General features: G+C 71.8%; 16 protein-coding genes. 12 read left to right on the top strand and 4 right to left on the bottom strand.

Annotated elements, in window-relative coordinates; translation table 11 throughout:
• The coding region (locus ACIQMU_RS30535) for a helix-turn-helix domain-containing protein (RefSeq protein ID WP_402690140.1) at positions 1–783 on the bottom strand (783 nt) is incomplete at its 3' end.
• Positions 784–887: 104 nt separating this feature from the next.
• Here ACIQMU_RS30535 and ACIQMU_RS30540 point away from each other — a divergent pair.
• The 10 genes from ACIQMU_RS30540 (at position 888) to ACIQMU_RS30585 (ending at position 10,575) form a co-directional block, all read left to right on the top strand.
• The gene (locus ACIQMU_RS30540) at positions 888–1,148 is read left to right on the top strand and encodes a hypothetical protein (RefSeq protein ID WP_402690141.1); all 261 of its coding nucleotides are present in this window, start codon (positions 888–890) and stop codon (positions 1,146–1,148) included.
• On the top strand, positions 1,145–1,561 hold the full coding sequence (locus ACIQMU_RS30545; protein ID WP_402690142.1) for a hypothetical protein: 417 nt from the start codon (positions 1,145–1,147) through the stop codon (positions 1,559–1,561). Before ACIQMU_RS30540 ends, ACIQMU_RS30545 begins: the two co-directional genes overlap by 4 nt.
• A gap of 5 nt (positions 1,562–1,566) precedes the next feature.
• Positions 1,567–2,004, top strand: a complete 438-nt coding sequence (locus ACIQMU_RS30550; RefSeq protein ID WP_402690143.1) for a hypothetical protein — start codon at positions 1,567–1,569, stop codon at positions 2,002–2,004.
• Between the two features lie 344 nt (positions 2,005–2,348).
• Positions 2,349–3,332 carry a hypothetical protein gene (locus ACIQMU_RS30555; RefSeq protein ID WP_402690144.1) on the top strand — a complete coding sequence of 328 codons (984 nt, stop codon included), beginning with the start codon at positions 2,349–2,351 and terminating at the stop codon, positions 3,330–3,332.
• 50 nt (positions 3,333–3,382) lie between these two features.
• Positions 3,383–3,508, top strand: a complete 126-nt coding sequence (locus ACIQMU_RS30560; RefSeq protein ID WP_352239727.1) for a hypothetical protein — start codon at positions 3,383–3,385, stop codon at positions 3,506–3,508.
• A 106-nt stretch (positions 3,509–3,614) separates the two neighbouring features.
• Complete coding sequence (locus ACIQMU_RS30565; RefSeq protein WP_352239726.1) at positions 3,615–5,732, top strand: LamG domain-containing protein; 2,118 nt, start codon at positions 3,615–3,617, stop codon at positions 5,730–5,732.
• A 223-nt stretch (positions 5,733–5,955) separates the two neighbouring features.
• Positions 5,956–7,227: an aspartate kinase gene (locus ACIQMU_RS30570; protein ID WP_352239725.1), complete on the top strand. Its 1,272-nt coding sequence runs from the start codon at positions 5,956–5,958 to the stop codon at positions 7,225–7,227.
• On the top strand, positions 7,224–8,294 hold the full coding sequence (locus ACIQMU_RS30575) for an aspartate-semialdehyde dehydrogenase (RefSeq protein WP_352239724.1): 1,071 nt from the start codon (positions 7,224–7,226) through the stop codon (positions 8,292–8,294). The genes ACIQMU_RS30570 and ACIQMU_RS30575 overlap by 4 nt, the downstream gene beginning before the upstream one ends.
• 275 nt (positions 8,295–8,569) lie before the next feature.
• Positions 8,570–9,232: a SigE family RNA polymerase sigma factor gene (locus tag ACIQMU_RS30580; protein WP_402690145.1), complete on the top strand. Its 663-nt coding sequence runs from the start codon at positions 8,570–8,572 to the stop codon at positions 9,230–9,232.
• The gene (locus ACIQMU_RS30585) at positions 9,229–10,575 is read left to right on the top strand and encodes a hypothetical protein (RefSeq protein ID WP_402690146.1); all 1,347 of its coding nucleotides are present in this window, start codon (positions 9,229–9,231) and stop codon (positions 10,573–10,575) included. The genes ACIQMU_RS30580 and ACIQMU_RS30585 overlap by 4 nt, the downstream gene beginning before the upstream one ends.
• On the opposite strand, the gene ACIQMU_RS30590 is transcribed toward ACIQMU_RS30585, so the two are convergent.
• Both ACIQMU_RS30590 and ACIQMU_RS30595 read right to left on the bottom strand, forming a co-directional pair.
• Entirely contained in the window at positions 10,545–11,465 is a 921-nt protein-coding gene (locus tag ACIQMU_RS30590) for an SURF1 family protein (protein WP_352239722.1), read from the bottom strand. The genes ACIQMU_RS30585 and ACIQMU_RS30590 overlap by 31 nt on opposite strands.
• Before the next feature lie 115 nt (positions 11,466–11,580).
• The gene (locus tag ACIQMU_RS30595) at positions 11,581–13,422 is read right to left on the bottom strand and encodes a prolyl oligopeptidase family serine peptidase (protein ID WP_402690147.1); all 1,842 of its coding nucleotides are present in this window, start codon (positions 13,420–13,422) and stop codon (positions 11,581–11,583) included.
• A 924-nt stretch (positions 13,423–14,346) separates the two neighbouring features.
• On the opposite strand from ACIQMU_RS30595, the gene ACIQMU_RS30600 reads away from it, so the two are divergent.
• Together ACIQMU_RS30600 and ACIQMU_RS30605 are read left to right on the top strand one after the other, a co-directional pair.
• Entirely contained in the window at positions 14,347–15,189 is an 843-nt protein-coding gene (locus ACIQMU_RS30600; RefSeq protein WP_352239720.1) for a class I SAM-dependent methyltransferase, read from the top strand.
• Between the two features lie 321 nt (positions 15,190–15,510).
• Complete coding sequence (locus ACIQMU_RS30605; RefSeq protein ID WP_402690161.1) at positions 15,511–15,891, top strand: nuclear transport factor 2 family protein; 381 nt, start codon at positions 15,511–15,513, stop codon at positions 15,889–15,891.
• Between the two features lie 130 nt (positions 15,892–16,021).
• Here ACIQMU_RS30605 and ACIQMU_RS30610 read toward each other — a convergent pair whose 3' ends face one another.
• A complete protein-coding gene (locus ACIQMU_RS30610) occupies positions 16,022–16,828 on the bottom strand; it encodes an SGNH/GDSL hydrolase family protein (protein WP_352239719.1) in 807 nt (268 codons plus the stop codon).
• Positions 16,829–17,477: the final 649 nt, after the last annotated feature.

Below are 17,477 nucleotides of genomic sequence, written 5' to 3' on the forward strand. Positions count from 1 at the left end.
TTGCGACAGTGCCTCTGCCTGTAGTTGATGGTAGGCCGTCAACAGGGGGAGGACGAGTGCGTTGTTGCGTTGCAGGTACACGTGCTGGGCGGACTCGGCGTACGACATCAGCGAGCGGTCGGGCATGGTCAGGATGTAGAGCGGCAGGCTGAACGGCCGACGCTCCCCCATCTGGAACGGGGCGATCTGGAGCACGGTGTTCGGCTGCTCGGCGAAGGCCAGCAGCCGGTCGAGTTGAGCTGCCATGACCGCCGGACCGCCCATCGGCCGGAGGAGGCACCCCTCGTCCAGGACCGCGAGCAACAAGGGAGCCGGCGTGCGTACGAGCGCGGCCTGTCGCTGCGCCACCAGCGCGACGCGTTCGTCGGCCTGTTCCGGGGTGATGGCCTCCCGGCGTACGGCGTCCGCCTCCAGCGTCGCCGCGTACGCCGGTGTCTGGAGCAGTCCGGGGATGACGCCGACTTCGTACAGCCTGATCTCCGCCGCGCGCTCCTCGTGCTTCACGTACTCCGGAAATCCCTCCAGCAGTGCCGTGTACCTGACGGCCCGGCTCTGACGCTGTAAGCGGTCGCCTGTGCCGAGTGCCCTGTCAGCGTTTGCCGCAAAGGCGTCAGTTGGAGACCTTCGGCCAGTTTCCACGGCGGAGATATGCGCCCCCGAGCACCTGATGCGCCCGCCGAGTTCGTCCTGCGTCCAGCCGCGCTCGTCCCGCAGGCTGCGGAGAAGTGCTCCGAACGCGGCACTCGCCGACCGCTCGGGATCCAGTTCCTTGCGGTTCACCATGCGACACCTAACTTGCCTGCCAGTTTGCGTAAGTTGAAGACAACGCGACCGTAGGTCACGCTGAATCACCCCGGTAGTCATTTGGCTACAGAGAGGAGCGATAGGTGTACGGCGAGAACGTTTGCCCGAACGCGCAGCAGTCTCCCGGCCCTCCGGCCCTCGGCACGCTCGTGGTGGACACCGGTCGTGGTGACCGGGTGGGGGAGTTTCGTGGGGTCGCCGGCCCGTACTGGTCGCTGCGGCCTGTGGGTGGTGGGGCCGAGTGGGAGGCCGAGCCGCGGCGGGTCCGGCCCGCGCTCCTGATAGAGCAGCTTCGGGCCAGGACCGCGCGGCTGAATGCCCGCAGTCGGGGTGAGGTGCTGTGAACACGGTTCAGGTGCGGGGTCGTTGGTATGTCGCCGAGAGTCACGGGGGCGACGCGGCGCGGTCTGTCCGGCTCGGCGGGGTGCTCGCCCCTTCGCGGCGGCTGGCCCTGTGCTGGCTGCGGCGGCAGGCGCGGCGCTTCGCGGACGCGTTGGACCCGGTCCCGTACGCGCCCTGGGTTCCGGCCCGTGCGCTGTATCCGGTCCCTGTCGGGGGGCGGCGTGACGCGCCGGCCGAACTCCGTTGCTGGGCGGACAGCTTCGGTGAGCACGACTACGCGCTGGGGCGGCTCGCGGCCGGGCTGCCGTACGAGTTCGTCGCCCGGGACGCGGCGGCCTGGTACGGGCTCGTCATGCGCCCTCTGGCCGTCGCCGCCCCCATCCCCATCCCTCCCACTCCTCACCGGCAAGGATGAGCGTCATGTTGCAGTGCACCGCCTTCACCGAACTTCCCGAGATGGGTGCGCGCGTCGCGCTCATGGGTCTGGCGGACGGGCCGGGTCAGGCGTCGGAGGCGCCCGATCTGGACGACTTCCTGCTCTGTGAACTCGGTGAGCACGACGAGGCGGTCGAGCACGCGGCGCAGCTCTGGTCGGCGTCGGCTCCCGCCGGGCGGGATCTGTGGATGTTCTGGGCCGACGGTGGCGGGCGCAGGACGTTCCGCTTCACGGAACTGCTGCCGTGTCCGGCCGTCATCCACCGGCTGTCCGTCAAGGAGGGGGACGCCTGCCTGCTGTACGACCGGCACCCGGCCGCGCACTCCTGGGACGTGAGGGACCCGCTCGCCGACCTGATGGCGGAGCGCATCCGGGAGGACGTACGACGCGACCGGGACCGAGCCGACGAGGAGGAGCCCTGAGGCCCATGTGTCTCGCCCGCCCAGGCGCGATCCCGCAGGTCCGCCCGAGGCTCAAGCCCCGAGTCGCGAGCGCCGGGCTTCGAGCTCTCTCTGTAGGAACGGGTGGTCGGGTTCAACCCACCCACCCTCCCTCCCCGCTCCCTGACCAGGCTCCGGACCGCCCTGCGGGCTGCGCGAATTCGACCAGAAGTGACGGTTGGTGACCAGGTTGCGCCGGAGCGTACGCACGCTCTAGGTTCACGATCAGCAACCCACTATCCGTAAAACGGACAACCCCGGTGGTGCTACCAACACCGACCGGGGTCTGACCGTAAGAGATCGCCTGCTAGAAAGGCTCGATCCCCATGGCTGCCGCCAACCTTAGTGCCGCCCTGCGCGCGCCCGCCCACCCCATGGCGAAAGCCGGGTACGGAAAGCGTCACGCCCCCGACCAGGCCCCGCCCCGCGCCGACGACTTCGCCGGTCTGGAGCCGCGTGAGGCGGCCATCGCCGCGTACGTCGACCGGCTCCCCGAAGGCGCGGCGATCGGCTACAAGGTGCTCGCCGAGGAGCTGCCGGACTACGGCCAGCAGGCGTGCCGCAGCGCGCTCGACCGGCTGACCCGGGCCGGGCACCTCCGCCGCATCAGGGTCCATGTCACCGTGGCCGACGGCCAGATGCGCTGGGTGACGCGTACGTACTTCTCCCGGACCGCCCGCGACGCCGACTGGTGGGCCGCCCATGTGCGGTTCGTCCGGGGCATGGACGCGCCGGGCCAGCCACCGGCGCCGGCCGCCGCGGAAACGGCCGGGGAGCCCCGGCCCGGTGTGCGCTCCCCGCGCTCGGAGGCGTACGACGTCCTCGCCGGGCTCGGCCGCCGCGAGCCCCGGCTCCAGCTCTCCGAGGGCGACTGTGTGGAGCTGGAACACCTGGTCGGGGAGTGGCTGGCGCGCGGCGTCGGCCGCGAACAGCTCACCCAGGCCCTGACCTCGGGCCTGCCGGCGTCCGTGCATTCCGCCGGACCCCTCCTCCGTAAACGACTGGAGACCAAGATGCCGCCGAGCCCCGCCCCCCGGCCGGAGAAGGACCGCCCGAGCGAGCAGATCGTGGACGTCGTGATGATGTGCCTGTTCTGCGACGAGGACGAGACGACGACCACGCTGGACCACGGCGTCTGCCGCGACTGCCGCGCCGACATCGCCCGCGACGAGGCGGCCGGCCTGACCGGCGACGTACCGGACACCTTCCTGGCCCGGCCGCGTGCCGAGGTCGACGTCGCCGCCCGCATGGCCGAACTCCGCTCGGCCACCGTCCGCCCGGTCCTCCCGGCCCCGAGGCCGCGCAGGTGAGCGTGCGGGAGGTCCCGGTCCAAGCGCCATGAAGGCAAGAAGCCGACGCCATGACCCCCACGGCCACCGCACAGCCCCGGATGAATACCGAAGAGTTCGAGGAACTCGCCCGCCGAACTACCGAACTGGTGCGCAAACCACGGGACTTCGACCTGGAGACGCTGACGGCGGGCTGAGCGGGTTGTTCCGGCGTGCACATATCCGGTGGGGCGGTGTCGCCTCCGGTTGTTAACCTCGCTCAGCTCTTTGATCTTCAAGGGCAGAACCGGGGAGGGAACCCGCATGACAGGACGTACAGGACAGGGACGGGCGAGACGGGCGGCCGCGGCGGCGGTGATCGCCGCCGGGACGGTGCTGGCGACGCCGGGCACCGTACTGGCGGTGGGTGCCGAGCCTCTGCCGAAGCAGCCGCAGATCGCCGATCTGGGGACGGGCGGCGCGGCATGTGCCACCGGCGAGGACCGGCCGTATGTGGGGACGATTCCGCAGGTGACGGCGCGGCTGTACGGGCCCGGGGGCGGGCAGCCGGGTGAAGCGGGCCGCGTCCGCGGCGAGTTCGAGGCGTGGTGGCAGGGCGAGGGCGGCGCCGAGGAGCGCGTGGCCATGACGACCTCCACGAAGCTCGACACCGCCCCGTTCAGCTGGCAGCTGCCGAGCACCGTCCCCGACGAGACCGTCGTGTCCTGGCGGGTGCGGGCCGTCAACGACGCGGGCGCATCCGCCTGGAGCAGCGAAGGGCCGGGCGCGCCCTGCGAGTTCGTGTACGACCGCACCAACCCCGACGCCGCGGTCGTCACCTCCTCCGACTATCCGGACGACGACACCTGGACGCCCGGCGCCGGCGTCCGGGGGACCTTCCGCTTCACGGCTCAGGCCGAGGACGTCGTCGGCTTCGCCTACTCCTTCATCGGTGAGCCGTCGCGCACGGCCGACGCCCGGCCCGACGGTTCGGCCGAGATCAGCTTCGTGCCGAAGAAGTCCGGCGTCCAGGTCCTCTCCGTGCAGGCGCAGGACCGGGCGGGAAACCGCGGCCCGCGCACCGACTACACCTTCCGGATCGGGAGCGGGCCCGCCCCGGCGGCCCGGTGGAAGCTCGCCGACGCGACGGGCTCCCGTTCGGCCGCCGCCGAGAACGGCACCGCGGCCCGGGCGGGCGCGGGGGTCGCGTTCGGGGCGCCCGCACCGTCCGGCACCCCGCTCACCTCCACCGCCTCGCTCGACGGATCGGGCCACGGCTTCCTGACCCCGGGCGCCCCGGTCGTCGTCGACACCGCGAAGGACTTCGCGGTGGGCGGCTGGGTGCGGCCGGCGCGCGTGGACCGCGCCCGTACGGTCCTCTCGCAGGACGCGGGCACCGCGCGCGCCTTCACGCTGGGGCTGGCCCAGGCGGGCTCCGGGCCCGTCTGGTCCTTCTCCGTCGGCGGAGCACGGGTCACGGGCGGGCTGCCCGAGACCGGCGACTGGGCGTACGTGCTCGGCCAGTACGACGCCGGGACCGGCACGGCCCGGCTGTACGTGAACGGCCGCGCGGTCGGCGAGGAGACGGCCGCCGTCCCCGTGGCGGGCACGGGCGACTTCCAGATCGGCCGGGCGCGCGGGGCGAAGGGCTACCGCGACCGCTGGCAGGGCGAGATCGGTGACGTACGGGCGTACGACCGGATCGTGGTGCCGGAGGAGCTGACGGCCCTCGCGGCCCGTGCGGCACAGCGGGTCGGCCACTGGGCGCTGGACACCGCGCCCGACGGCCTCGCCCCGGAGTCGGGCGGGGGAGCACCGCTGAAGCTGGGCGCCGGGGCCTCGGTCTTCCGCCTCGACGACCCCTGCGACCCGCTGGGTCCGGAGTGCGCCCAGGACTGGCCGCTGGAGGGTGACGGGCACCTGCGCCTCGACGGGGTCACGGGCCACGCGGCCGCGGACGCCCCGGTGGTCGACACCTCGGGGAGCTTCACCGTGAGCGCCCGCGTCCGGCTCACCGACGACGCCCCGGCGACGCCGATGACGGCGATTTCCCAGGGCGGGGAGCACGGCGACGCGTTCAAGGTGCGCTTCGACCCGGAGAACTCCAGCTGGGACCTGGTGCTGGCGCACGCCGACGAGCCGGGTGCGCCGGAGACCGTGCTCCGCCGGATCGAGTGGCCCGACGGGGACATCGGGGTGGGCCACCGGGTCACCGTCGTGTACGACGCCTCGGCGAACCAGGTGTCCTTCTACGTGGACGGGTGGAAGGAGTCCGAGGGCGGCACCGCGGCCTTCGACGCCGCCTGGAAGAGCACCGGCGGGCTCCAGCTCGGCCGGGGCCGCACCGCCGACGGCTGGGGCGAGCACCTGAAGGGCGTCGTGGACGGCGTGTACGCCTATGCGGGTGTGCTGTCCGAGACCGAGATACAGCAGCTGCCGTAGCGTGAGGTGTCCCAGCTCGCGCTTTCCGCACCGATCGTGTGGGCTGGAACACAAACGGGAGTGCTCCCGGGCTGGCTGGGCAACAGCCCCGTACGAGCGGTTCGGGACGGCCCGCCCGTATCGGGTGATGAGCGGGACATCTCATCATCCGGTACGGACGGGTCGATTTCGGACTGCTCGTTAAACTGAGCCGACCGCAGTAATGACTGAGCGAGGAGCGCACGTGGGCCTTGTCGTGCAGAAGTACGGAGGCTCCTCCGTAGCCGATGCCGAGGGCATCAAGCGGGTCGCCAAACGCATCGTCGACGCCAAGAGAAACGGCAACCAGGTGGTTGTCGTGGTGTCCGCGATGGGCGACACGACGGACGAGTTGATAGACCTCGCCGAGCAGGTGTCTCCGATGCCTACCGGCCGTGAATTCGACATGCTGCTGACCGCCGGCGAGCGGATCTCCATGGCCCTGCTGGCGATGGCGATCAAGAACCTGGGCCACGAGGCCCAGTCGTTCACGGGCAGCCAGGCCGGTGTCATCACCGACTCGGTCCACAACAAAGCGCGGATCATCGACGTCACGCCCGGCCGCATCCGGACCTCGATCGACGAGGGCAACATCGCCATCGTCGCCGGGTTCCAGGGCGTGAGCCAGGAGGGCAAGAACATCACCACCCTCGGCCGCGGCGGGTCGGACACGACCGCCGTCGCGCTGGCCGCCGCGCTGGACGCCGAGGTCTGTGAGATCTACACCGACGTCGACGGCGTCTTCACCGCGGACCCCCGCGTCGTGAAGAAGGCGAAGAAGATCGACTGGATCTCCTTCGAGGACATGCTGGAGCTGGCCGCGTCCGGCTCCAAGGTGCTGCTGCACCGCTGCGTCGAGTACGCACGCCGTTACAACATCCCGATCCACGTCCGCTCGTCCTTCTCCGGACTGCGCGGCACCTGGGTCAGCAACGAGCCGCAAGGGGACCAGAAGGTGGAGCACGCGATCATCTCCGGAGTCGCCCACGACGTCTCGGAGGCCAAGGTCACCGTCGTCGGCGTCCCGGACAAGCCGGGCGAGGCGGCCGCGATCTTCCGCGCCATCGCCAACGCCGAGGTCAACATCGACATGGTGGTGCAGAACGTCTCCGCCGCGACGACCGGGCTGACGGACATCTCCTTCACCCTGCCCAAGGCCGAGGGCCGCAAGGCCATCGACGCCCTGGAGCGGACCAGGAGCGGCATCGGCTTCGACTCGCTGCGCTACGACGACCAGATCGCGAAGATCTCCCTGGTCGGCGCCGGCATGAAGACCAACCCGGGCGTCACGGCCGGATTCTTCGAGGCGCTGTCCGACGCGGGCGTGAACATCGAGCTGATCTCGACCTCCGAGATCCGCATCTCGGTGGTCACCCGCGCCGACGACGTCAACGAGGCCGTGCGCGCCGTGCACACCGCCTTCGGCCTCGACAGCGACTCCGACGAGGCCGTCGTCTACGGAGGCACCGGCCGATGACCGGACACCGCCCTTCGCTCGCGGTCGTCGGCGCGACCGGGGCGATCGGCGGTGTCATGCTCCGGATCCTCTCGCAGCACGCGGACGTCTGGGGCGAGGTCAGACTCGTCGCCTCACCGCGCTCGGCCGGCCGCAAGCTGACCGTGCGCGGTGAGGAGAGCGAGGTCCTCGCCCTCTCCGAGGACGTGTTCGACGGCATCGACGTGGCCCTCTTCCTGGTGCCGGACGAGGTGTCCGCCCACTGGGCCCCGATCGCCGCCGCCAAGGGCGTCGTCGTCATCGACGACTCGGCGGCCTTCCGACTCGACGACGACGTACCGCTGGTCGTCCCGGAGATCAACCCCCATGCCGCACGGCTCCGGCCGCGCGGCATCGTCGCGTCCCCGAACTGCACCACGCTGTCGCTGATCGTCGCGGTCGGCGCACTGCACGCCGAGTTCGGGCTGCGCGAGCTGATCGTCTCCTCCTACCAGGCGGTCAGCGGCGCCGGCCGGGACGGGGTCGCGGCCCTGCGCGAGCAGCTGGCACTGGTGGCCGGCACGGAGCTGGGCACCCGGCCCGGGGACGTGCGCCGGGCGCTGGGCGACAACGCGGAGGCGACGGCGAGCCCGTTCGCCGCACCCGTCGCCCTGAACGTCGTGCCCTGGGCCGGCACGGACGCCGGGGACGGCTGGTCCTCCGAGGAGATCGCCATCCGCGAGGAGTGCCGCAAGGTGCTCGGAATGCCGGATCTGAAAGCCACCGCGACCTGCGTGTACGTCCCCGTCGTCGCCACGCACTCGATGTCCGTCCACGCGCGCTTCGAGAACGAGGTCGCCGTCGACAAGGCGCACGAGATCCTGGCGACCGCACCCGCCGTGGTGCTCTTCGACAGCCCCGCCGCCGGCGATTTCCCCACCCCGTCCGATGTGGTGGGCACCGATCCCACCTGGGTCGGCCGCGTCCGCCGGTCGATGGACGATCCGCATGCCCTGGAAATGTTCCTTTGCGGTGACAATCTCCGAAAAGGCGCGGCTTTGAACGTGGCGCAGATCGCCGAAACGATCGCCGCCGAATTCCCTCGGTGATGATCGAACCTGTTTTGTAGGATCTGTGAACGCCCTATGAGCGATTTGCTGGTCTGAACCCCTTGAGCTGGGACGTTGTCGTATCCGACGATGATCTCCCGGCCTTCTGCAACCGCACCTCGGCCGGGCTGCGTCTATGCGGTCACTTCTTGCGTGACCAGACGCTATTACGGGGCATTTGGGGAAGAGCAGGTATGTATGAGGGCATGTCGCACAGCGTCGAACGTGGCGCCGTACGCGTACAACCCTGACGGGGGGAAGCGTGTCCAACAGGCGTGGCAGAGGTTCTCGACATCACAGTGGTGGGCCCGTTGCGAGGCGCGTCGGTGCGTCCGCTCCGGCGGCCCCGTGCGCCCGGCGGCATGCCGGTGATCGCACCCATGCCCGCCGCGCGCCCGGCCCGGCTGCCCTCGCAGCGCGGGAGTGCTGACGAGACCGTGGCAGCCGGCACCACGGTCGACCATCTCACCGAGACCTACCGAGCCCACTACCGCTCCCTGCTCGGCCTCGCGGCCCTGCTGCTGGACGACACCGCCTCCTGCGAGGACGTGGTGCAGGAGGCGTTCATCCGCGTGCACTCCGCGCGCAGCCGGGTCCGCGAACCGGAGAAGACCCTCGCGTACCTCCGCCAGACCGTGGTCAACCTCTCGCGCTCCGCGCTGCGCCGCCGCATCCTCGGGCTGAAGCTGCTCTCCAAGCCGATGCCGGACATGGCGAGCGCGGAGGAGGGCGCCTACGACCAGCTGGAGCGGGACGCGCTGATCAAGGCGATGAAGGGGTTGCAGCGACGGCAGCGCGAGGTGCTGGTGCTGCGCTACTTCGCGGACATGACGGAGGCCCAGGTCGCCGAGACGCTGGGCATCTCACTGGGCTCGGTGAAGGCGTACGGTTCCCGGGGTATCGCGGCGCTGCGCGTCGTGATGGAGGCCCAGGCATGAGCGGGTCCGGGCAGCGCGACGAGCACCGGCACGAGGATGACCCGACGGGAAACGGAATTGTGAGCCAGGGGCCGGAGAAGACTCCGCACACCGATCCTGACCGTCCGAGGGACGGGAGCCCGGCGACCGGACCGGGCGGGACCACTGAACCCGCGCCGCCCGCACGGGTGGACGCCGAGGCCGGCGAGGACCCCGACGAGCGGGACGCGCGGCCGGCGCGGGGCACGGCGGAACCGGACGGCGGCGCCGGTGCGGGCAGGGGCGCCGGAGCGCCGGCCGAGGACCTCCTCGGCACGCTGACCGACCTCTTCGCCGGCGCCCGGGGCGCGCCCACGTCCGACGAGCTGGACGAGGTGGCCCTGCGGCGGATGCTGCACGGCGCGGTGCGGGAACTCGCACCCTCCGAGGGGACCCTCGACCATCTCCACCGCGCCGTCCCCGCCCGCCGGGCCAGGCGACGGCAGGCCATCGTCGGGGCGGCGGCCGCCGCCCTGCTGATCGGCACCGCCGTCCCCGCCTTCGTCCACGTCGCGACCTCGGACGGCCCGTCCACCGCCCGCCCCGCCATCGCCGGACACGGCGAGCAGGTCCAGGGCGGCAACGGGGACGAGGCCGGCCCCGAGGAGACCGGCCCACGGGCCGCGCAGCCCACCGAACGCGAGAGGCGGGGCGGTGCGGGCGAGGCCGACCCGGGCCCCAGCCCGTCGGAGGGCCGCGTCAACGACCCCGACGCGGCGGCGACGGGCCAGGCGTCCGACTCCCCGAGCGCGGACTTCGCGGCCCTGCCGGTCTGCGACCCGAGCCAGCTCGGCGTCGCCTCCGCCGGCACCGACGCACCCGGAGCCGACGGCACGGTCTACGGCAGCTTCCGGATCGCCAACGTGTCCGCGAAGGACTGCACGGTCAGCAGCAACGGCACGGTGGGCGTCACCGCCATCGGCGCGGCGGACCCGCTCAAGATCGGCGTGGTCCAGCACGCCGCGGGCGACGCGGCCCCCGGACTGCCCGACCCCTCGGAGGAGCCGGGCACGGTGCTGTTGAAGCCGGCCATGGCCTACGAAGTGCGGTTCGCCTGGGTGCCGGCCGACACCTGTCCGGCCGTGGGCCCCTCACCCAGCCCGACCCCGTCGGCGGACGGGGCAGGAGGATCGGTCGGCGAGGGGGGCGCCGATCAGCCCTCCGGCGTCGACACGCAGGCACTGCACGAGGACGGCAGAGGCGCGGCGGAGGGCAGCGTCGCCGTGACGCACACCCCGGAGACGGGCGCGCCCACCGCCGAGACGAAGATCCCCAACGCCTGCTCGGGCACGGTCTACCGCACGGGCGTCCTCGCCACGTCGTAGCCGGGGGAGGACGGGTCCTCCGGCGAGGACGGGCCGCCCGCCCCGCCCTCCGGGGCGCCCGCACGGCCCTCCGGACCCTCCGAGCCTCCCCCCGCCCCTTCCGGGGCCGCGGCGGAGGCGTCCGGGACGAGGCCGAGGGCGACGTCGCGCACGGCCTCGGCCTCCCGGCGTACCAGCCGGAACCACATGAAGAGCACGAAGCCGGCGAAGACGAACCACTCGCCGGTGTACCCCAGGTTCTGGAACGCCTTCAGATCGAGGCCGCTGCCCTGCGGGGCGGCAGCGGGCACGGGCTTCATCGCCCCGCCCGTACCGCCCGCCCCGGTCCCGGGAAGTGTCACCCAGGCGTCGTACACGTCGTACGGGACGAGGTTCACCAGGGTGGCGGCGCTGATCATGCCGACCTGGCCCTCGGGAAGCCCGCCCCGGACGTCGACGCCGTCGCTGTTGGTGTTCTCGGACGCCTGGAGGTCGCCGGTCACCGTGACCTCGCCCGCCGGCGCGGCCGGCACCCGGGCGTCACTCGCGGAACCGGGCAGCCAGCCCCGTACCACCGGCAGGGCCTTGCCGGTGTCCGTACGCAGCAGATTCAGGACGTAGAAGCCCTGACGGTCCTCCAGCTCGCGGCCGGGCACCAGGAACTGGTCGGCGTACGTGCCGGTGGCGACGGCCGGGCGGCCCGACGTCACCTTGTCGACGGGCAGCAGCTCGTCCAGGGGTTTCGCGGCCCGCGTGCTGGGATCGGGCTGCTTCTCCGCCTGTTCGTGCGACTGCACACGGTCCTCGAAGCGGCCGAGCTGCCAGGTGCCCATGAAGACGCAGAACGGGATGGCCAGCACGACGAAGAGGTTGATCCCCCACCATCGCGGGGTCAGCAGGAACCGGTACACCCCTCAAAGGTACGGTCCCCGCCCCGGACTCCCGGAGCGGGGTCCGCCGCGGGGCCGCCGGCGGCCGGGGCGGGGCCGCCGGCGACCAGGCCGGGGCGGGGCCGGGGCCGGGGCCCTATTCGGCCCGCACGCCCGCCTCCGGCCCCGGGGAGCCGGCCACCGCGCCTCCCCCCAGGTGCTTCAGGGCGAACTCCAGCTCCAGCCGCACCTGCTTGATCCGCTCCTCCACCACGAGCGAGCCGTGCCCGGCGTCGTAGCGGTACACCTCGTGGACCGCGCCGCGCGCCGCCAGCCGGTCCACGTAGTTCTCCACCTGACGGATGGGACAGCGTGGATCGTTGACGCCCGCCGAGATGTAGAGGGGAACGCGCACCGCGTCGACGTACGTCAGCGGGGACGAGGCTTCGAAACGCTCGGGGACCTCCTCCGGCGTGCCGCCCAGCAGGGTGCGGTCCATCGCCTTCAGGGCCTCCATCTCGTCGTGGTACGCCGTGACGTAGTCCGCGACCGGTACGGCGGCCAGCCCCAGGGCCCAGGAGTCCGGCTGGGTGCCCAGCCCGAGCAGGGTCAGATAACCGCCCCAGGAACCGCCCGCCAGGACCAGGCGCTCCGGGTCCGCGAGCCCGGAGGCCACCGCCCAGTCCCGTACGGCCGCGATGTCCTCCAGCTCGATCAGCCCGACCCGGTGCTTCAGCGCGTCCGTCCAGGCCCGGCCGTAGCCGGTGGAGCCCCGGTAGTTGACCCGGACGACCGCGAAGCCGTGGTCGACCCAGGCGGCGGGCCCGGAGGCGAAGGCGTCGCTGTCGTGCCAGGTCGGCCCGCCGTGGATCTCGAAGACCGTGGGGAAGGGGCCCTCACCGGTGGCGGGCTTCTGCACGAGGGCGTGGACACGGCCGCCCGGCCCGTCCACCCACGCGTCCTCGACCGGCACCGACGGCGGGGCCTTCGCCCCCGGCGGGTCCAGGACCACCGCGCCGCTCGTCGACCGCACCACGGGCGGCTGCGCGGCCGAGGACCACAGATACTCCACCGTGCCGTCCGGGCGGGCGGTCGCGCCCGACACCGTGCCGGCGGGGGTCGGCACCCGTACGGGCTCCGGCGCCCCCGGTTCGTACCGCCACAGCTCGCTGCGGGCCTCGAAGCTGTGCTCGATGAGCAGCGCGGACCCGTCCGGATACCACTCGGCCCCCACATCGCCCGGCAGGTCGACCGGCAGGGCCGTCTCCGTGCCCGCGACCGGGTCCCAGATCATCGGCTCCCAGCGGCCCCGGCGCTGATGCCCGACGAGGAGCCGGGTGTCCCCGGCCACCGGCGCGAAGCCCAGCACGGCGAGCCCCAGCTCCTTCGTGCCGCCCTCGGTGTCGTCCAGCTCGGCCACCGTGGAGCCGTCCGGGCGCACCACCCGCAGCGCGGAGTGCATGGCGTCGCCGTGCTCGGTGTGCTCCAGCGCGATCAGGGTCCCGTCGTGGGAGAGGTCCCCGACCCCCGCGGACTCCCGATGCCGGTAGATCTCGACGGGCTCGCCGCCCGGCGTGCGCACCAGGTGGATCGTCGTGCCGTCCTCGTCGGTCGAGCGGCCGATCACCGCCGAACCGTCCCGGCCGATGGCCAGACCTGCCGGGTAGGAGGGCGCGAGGCCCGGCGCGGCCGGCTCGTCCTCCCCGCCGCCGAACGGCTGGCGCATCCACACGCCGAACTCGTCGCCGTCGGTGTCGCTGAACCACCAGATCGCCGCGCCGTCCGGCGTCAGCACGCCGTCCGTCGTGCCGTTCGGCCGGTCCGTGACCTGGCGCTGCCGCCCGCTCGCCCGGTCCCAGGCGTACAGCTCGTAGGTCCCGGTGGCGTTCGAGACGAACAGCGCGTGGTCGGGGGCGTCCTCGGCCCAGTCGGGCAGGGAGACGCGAGGCGCACGGAACCGCATCTCCCAGTCGGGCACAGCTGCTGCATCAGTCGTCATCCCCCCATCCAACCCGATCCGGCGGCCGGCCCGTCACAGGATTCCGGGAACGCGAACGGGCGTACAGGGACGTGCGCGCAACAGGTTTCCTTTACCGTTCGGGAAGGTTTTCATCTGCCGGTCGGTATCCCGGGGGCAATGCGGAGGTCGTGGGAGGAGACGTTATTCGAACGTCATCCGCACCGTCATCCGCACCGTTATCCGCGCCGGAATGCCGGTGGATTCTGGCGAAGGAGAGGGATTCGGCGGGGAGGGGGCGGGAGTGGGGCGGAATTCGAGGGAATGGGTACGGAGAGTGTGATTCGGGAGTTCCGTCCCGCTGGGTGGCGTGAGCGACCGGGCCAAGAGCGGACGATCCGGGCATTTGCTGCCTCTGGCGTTGGCGCAGTGCTGCTCAGCGCTAACACCCAGCGGCTTTTCGTTCTTCCGTTCGAGAGAGATTCGGTGAACGGTGAACGGCGAACGGTGAACGGGGATCCGAGACTTCCGGCCACAGGACACGACAGTCCGCCTGGCCGGGCTGACCGAGGGCAGGGGCCGCCCGGAAAACCAACGCCGTGATTTTCGGGGTATTTCCCGCGCCGCTCTCGGGCGGGAGCCCAGTTCTTGCCGATCCGTACGCCGCGAAACGCTTGGGCAACGTGGCGGTGCGGATCGCCGCTGCCCACGCGGTCACCGGGCGCATGGTTCCCGGCCTGACCGGACAGGACCTGACCGGACCGGACCGGACCGGACCGGACCGGACGGGACCTGACAGGACAGGACCGGCTCGGGAAGACCTGATCAGGTCCGACACCAGAACGGACCAGGCCCGGTCGGGCCGACCGGGCTGGATCGGGCCGACCGGGCTGGATCGAGCCGCTGCTGCCGGGGGCAGTCGATAACCACTCGCACCCCTCCCGGCCGGTGGGTAGTTTTCCGGTCATGTACTCCCCGACTCCGGACGACTGGCAGGACGCCAACCGCGCGCGCTGGGACGAACGCGTGCCGATCCACGTGGCGAGCGACTTCTACGACCTGGAGGCGTTCCGGGCGGGCAAGGACGTGCTGCGAGCCTTCGAACTGGCCGAGGTCGGCGACGTCACCGGGAAGACCCTGCTGCACCTCCAGTGCCATTTCGGCCAGGACACCCTCTCCTGGGCGCGGCGCGGCGCCGCGCAGGTCGTGGGCCTCGACTTCTCCGAGCCCGCCGTCGAGACCGCCCGGAGCCTGGCGAGGTCGCTGGAACTGGGCCCGGACCGGGCGGCGTTCGTCGCGGCCGATGTGTACGACGCGCCGGCCGTCGTCCCCGACTCCGCGTACGACATCGTCTACACGGGCATCGGCGCGCTGAACTGGCTGCCCGACATCGATCGCTGGGCCGAGACCGCCGCCTCGCTGGTCGCCCCCGGTGGATTCCTCTACCTCGCGGAGTTCCACCCGCTGACCGACTCGATGGACGGCGAGACCGGTTCGGTGGTCACCGACGACTACTTCAGCCGGGACGCCTGGGTGGACGAGACACCGGGCACGTACGCCGACTTCGACGCCCCGACGGTGCACAACCGCAGCGTCGAGTGGCAGCACCCGCTGGGCCGGGTGGTGACGGCGATCGCCGCGGCCGGCCTGCGGATCGAATTCCTCCACGAGCACGATGCCTCGCTCTTCCAGCGGTTCGGCGCGCTGGAGCGCCACGCGGACGGCCATTACCGCTTCCCGGAGGGCCGGCCGAGGATTCCGCTGATGTACTCGATCAGGGCGTCGCGCCCGGCGGAGCGCCAGGGATAGCCGTCGCCGCGGGCGGACGGGACATCAGGGCGCGTCTGCGGGGCCCGCGTCCGCAGACGAACGGGGTACCAGGTGGATCGACGGCCCGGGGCGAGGGCGGGCCGAGGCGAGGGGCGGTCCGGGGCGAAGGGCGGGCCGACGGAGCATCAGGCATAACCGCAGGCCGGGGGCGCACCGCGGGGCTTCTCCGGCCGATTGTCAGTGGTGGGGGACACACTCGTATCCATGACCGACATGACAGGTGGAACGGCGGGCGGAGCCCTGCCCGGGACGACTTCCAGCACCACGCCGGGTCCGGCGACGGCCGCGCTGCGCCGGGCGGTGGAGACGTACTGGACGGCGGCCGAGGCGCGCGACTGGAGCGCGTTCGGGGCGACCCTCGCCGAGGACGTGGTGTACGAACTGCCGCAGAGCCGGGAGCGGATTCGTGGCAAGGAGCGGTATCTCCGGTTCAACCAGGAGTATCCGGGGGACTGGCACGTCCGGGTCGAGCGGATCGTCGCCGACGCGGAAGGGCGGCAGGCAGCCGCCCGGACCGGGTTCACGGTCACGGCCGAACAAGAGGGCGAGCCCCCGTCGGAAATGGACGCCATCCACTTCTTCACGTTCGATGAGAAGGGCCTGATCACCGGGGTGACGGACTTCTGGCCCGAGTCGTGCGAGCCCCCCGCCGGCCGCGAGCACCTGGTCGAGCGCTACTGAACGACGACGGCTCCCCGGCCGGCAGCAGCGGCATGGACGCCGACGACAGCAGCCCGGTCGGCAGCAGCGGCACAGACGCCGACGGCGGCCCACCGGTCGCCCGGTGGACCGCCGCTGTGGTTCCGGCCCCCTACACCGCTGAGCGGAAGGCGGGCAGGTAGCCGCCCGACTGTCCTGCGGCCTTCGGGTGGTACGAGTTGCGGATCGGGAAGGTGACGCTGTGGAGCCAGGCGTCCCCGGAGCACAGTTCGTGCCCGGTGAATTCGTCCACCACGCTGGAGAAGGCGAACCCGGCGTCGGCGGACCGTTTGGCCAGGACGCCGTTCAGCACGTCCGACGCGTTGTTGATGGCGGCCCGCTCGGTCTCGGTGAGTCCGGCGATGCAGCGGCCGGGCAGCTGGTAGAAGCGGGGGTATCCGAGGACCACGACCTGGGCCTGCGGGGCGCGGGCACGGATGTTGTCGTAGAGCGAATCGAGCCTCCCGGGCAGGGAGTTGTTCATCTGCGCGATGGCGTTGTCCACGCTCCTGACGCAGGTGGCCTCGCTCGACAGCACGCAGTCCTGCATGACATCGGCGAATCCGACGTCATTGCCTCCGGCCGTGACGCTGACCAGCGAGGTCGACGCGCGGAGCGCACCGAGCTGACCGCTCGACACGGACGAGGTGGTGGCGCCCGAGCAGGCGACGAAGTCGAATGAGGCGGGGGAGTTCGCCGCCTGCCACAGATACGGGTAGGCGTTGGTGCTGCGTCGGCAGTCACCGCTGTCGGGGAGGTAACTCCCTGCGCCGACACCGGAGGAGTAGGAGTCGCCGAGCGCGACATAGCCGCCCGCGGCGGCCGAGTCGGCCGCCGAGGCCGGCCCGGCGACGCCGAGAACCGCCACGGCGGCGAGCGCGAGAGTGGATACGGATGCCCAGATCCTTCGTACTGACATGTCTGCCAGCCCTTCGAGGCGTGGGGGGATGGGGGGACCGGACGCAGAGCGAGCTGTGGGGGACGGTCGGGAACGGTCGGGAACGGGAGGATCGATGCAGTTTCTAGCAGCTCGCGGTACCCGTCGGTAATGCCTCAGCGAGAAGTCGTCTGATATGCCCGAATGATCGTTCGGGCACTCATGCTCCGCGCGTAGATAAACCTCTAACTCGCGCCCCGGGCAGCCCCGTTCGGGGACTCTTGACGTAACCGAGGAGGCCCAAAACGGCGGCATTTTCCGGAGCACGCGGAAGCTGTCCGCCCTTCGCCGTGCCGGCAGGTTCATCCGATCGGCCCAACTCCGTTAGTACGAAAGGAGAGACGGCCCCACCCATGACCAGGCCCCTCTCCAACCCCCTTCTCCAACCCCCTTCTCCTCCGGGCACCGGTCGACTTCTCCCGGCACCCGGCACCCGGCACCCGGCACCCGGCACCTGGCACCCGGCACCCGGCACCCGGCACCCGGCACCCGGCACCCGGCACCCGGCGCCGGGCACCGGGCGTCGCGGGTCATACGGGTCCGCCTCGGTGGTACGGGAATCGCTCGGCCACCCGTACCGGGCGGCTGAGCGTTTTCGGGCGCGGCGCCATGGGACCGGGAAAACCCGCAG

Source organism: Streptomyces sp. NPDC091649 (assembly GCF_044756785.1).
In the GTDB taxonomy this organism is placed as follows: Bacteria; Actinomycetota; Actinomycetes; order Streptomycetales; family Streptomycetaceae; genus Streptomyces.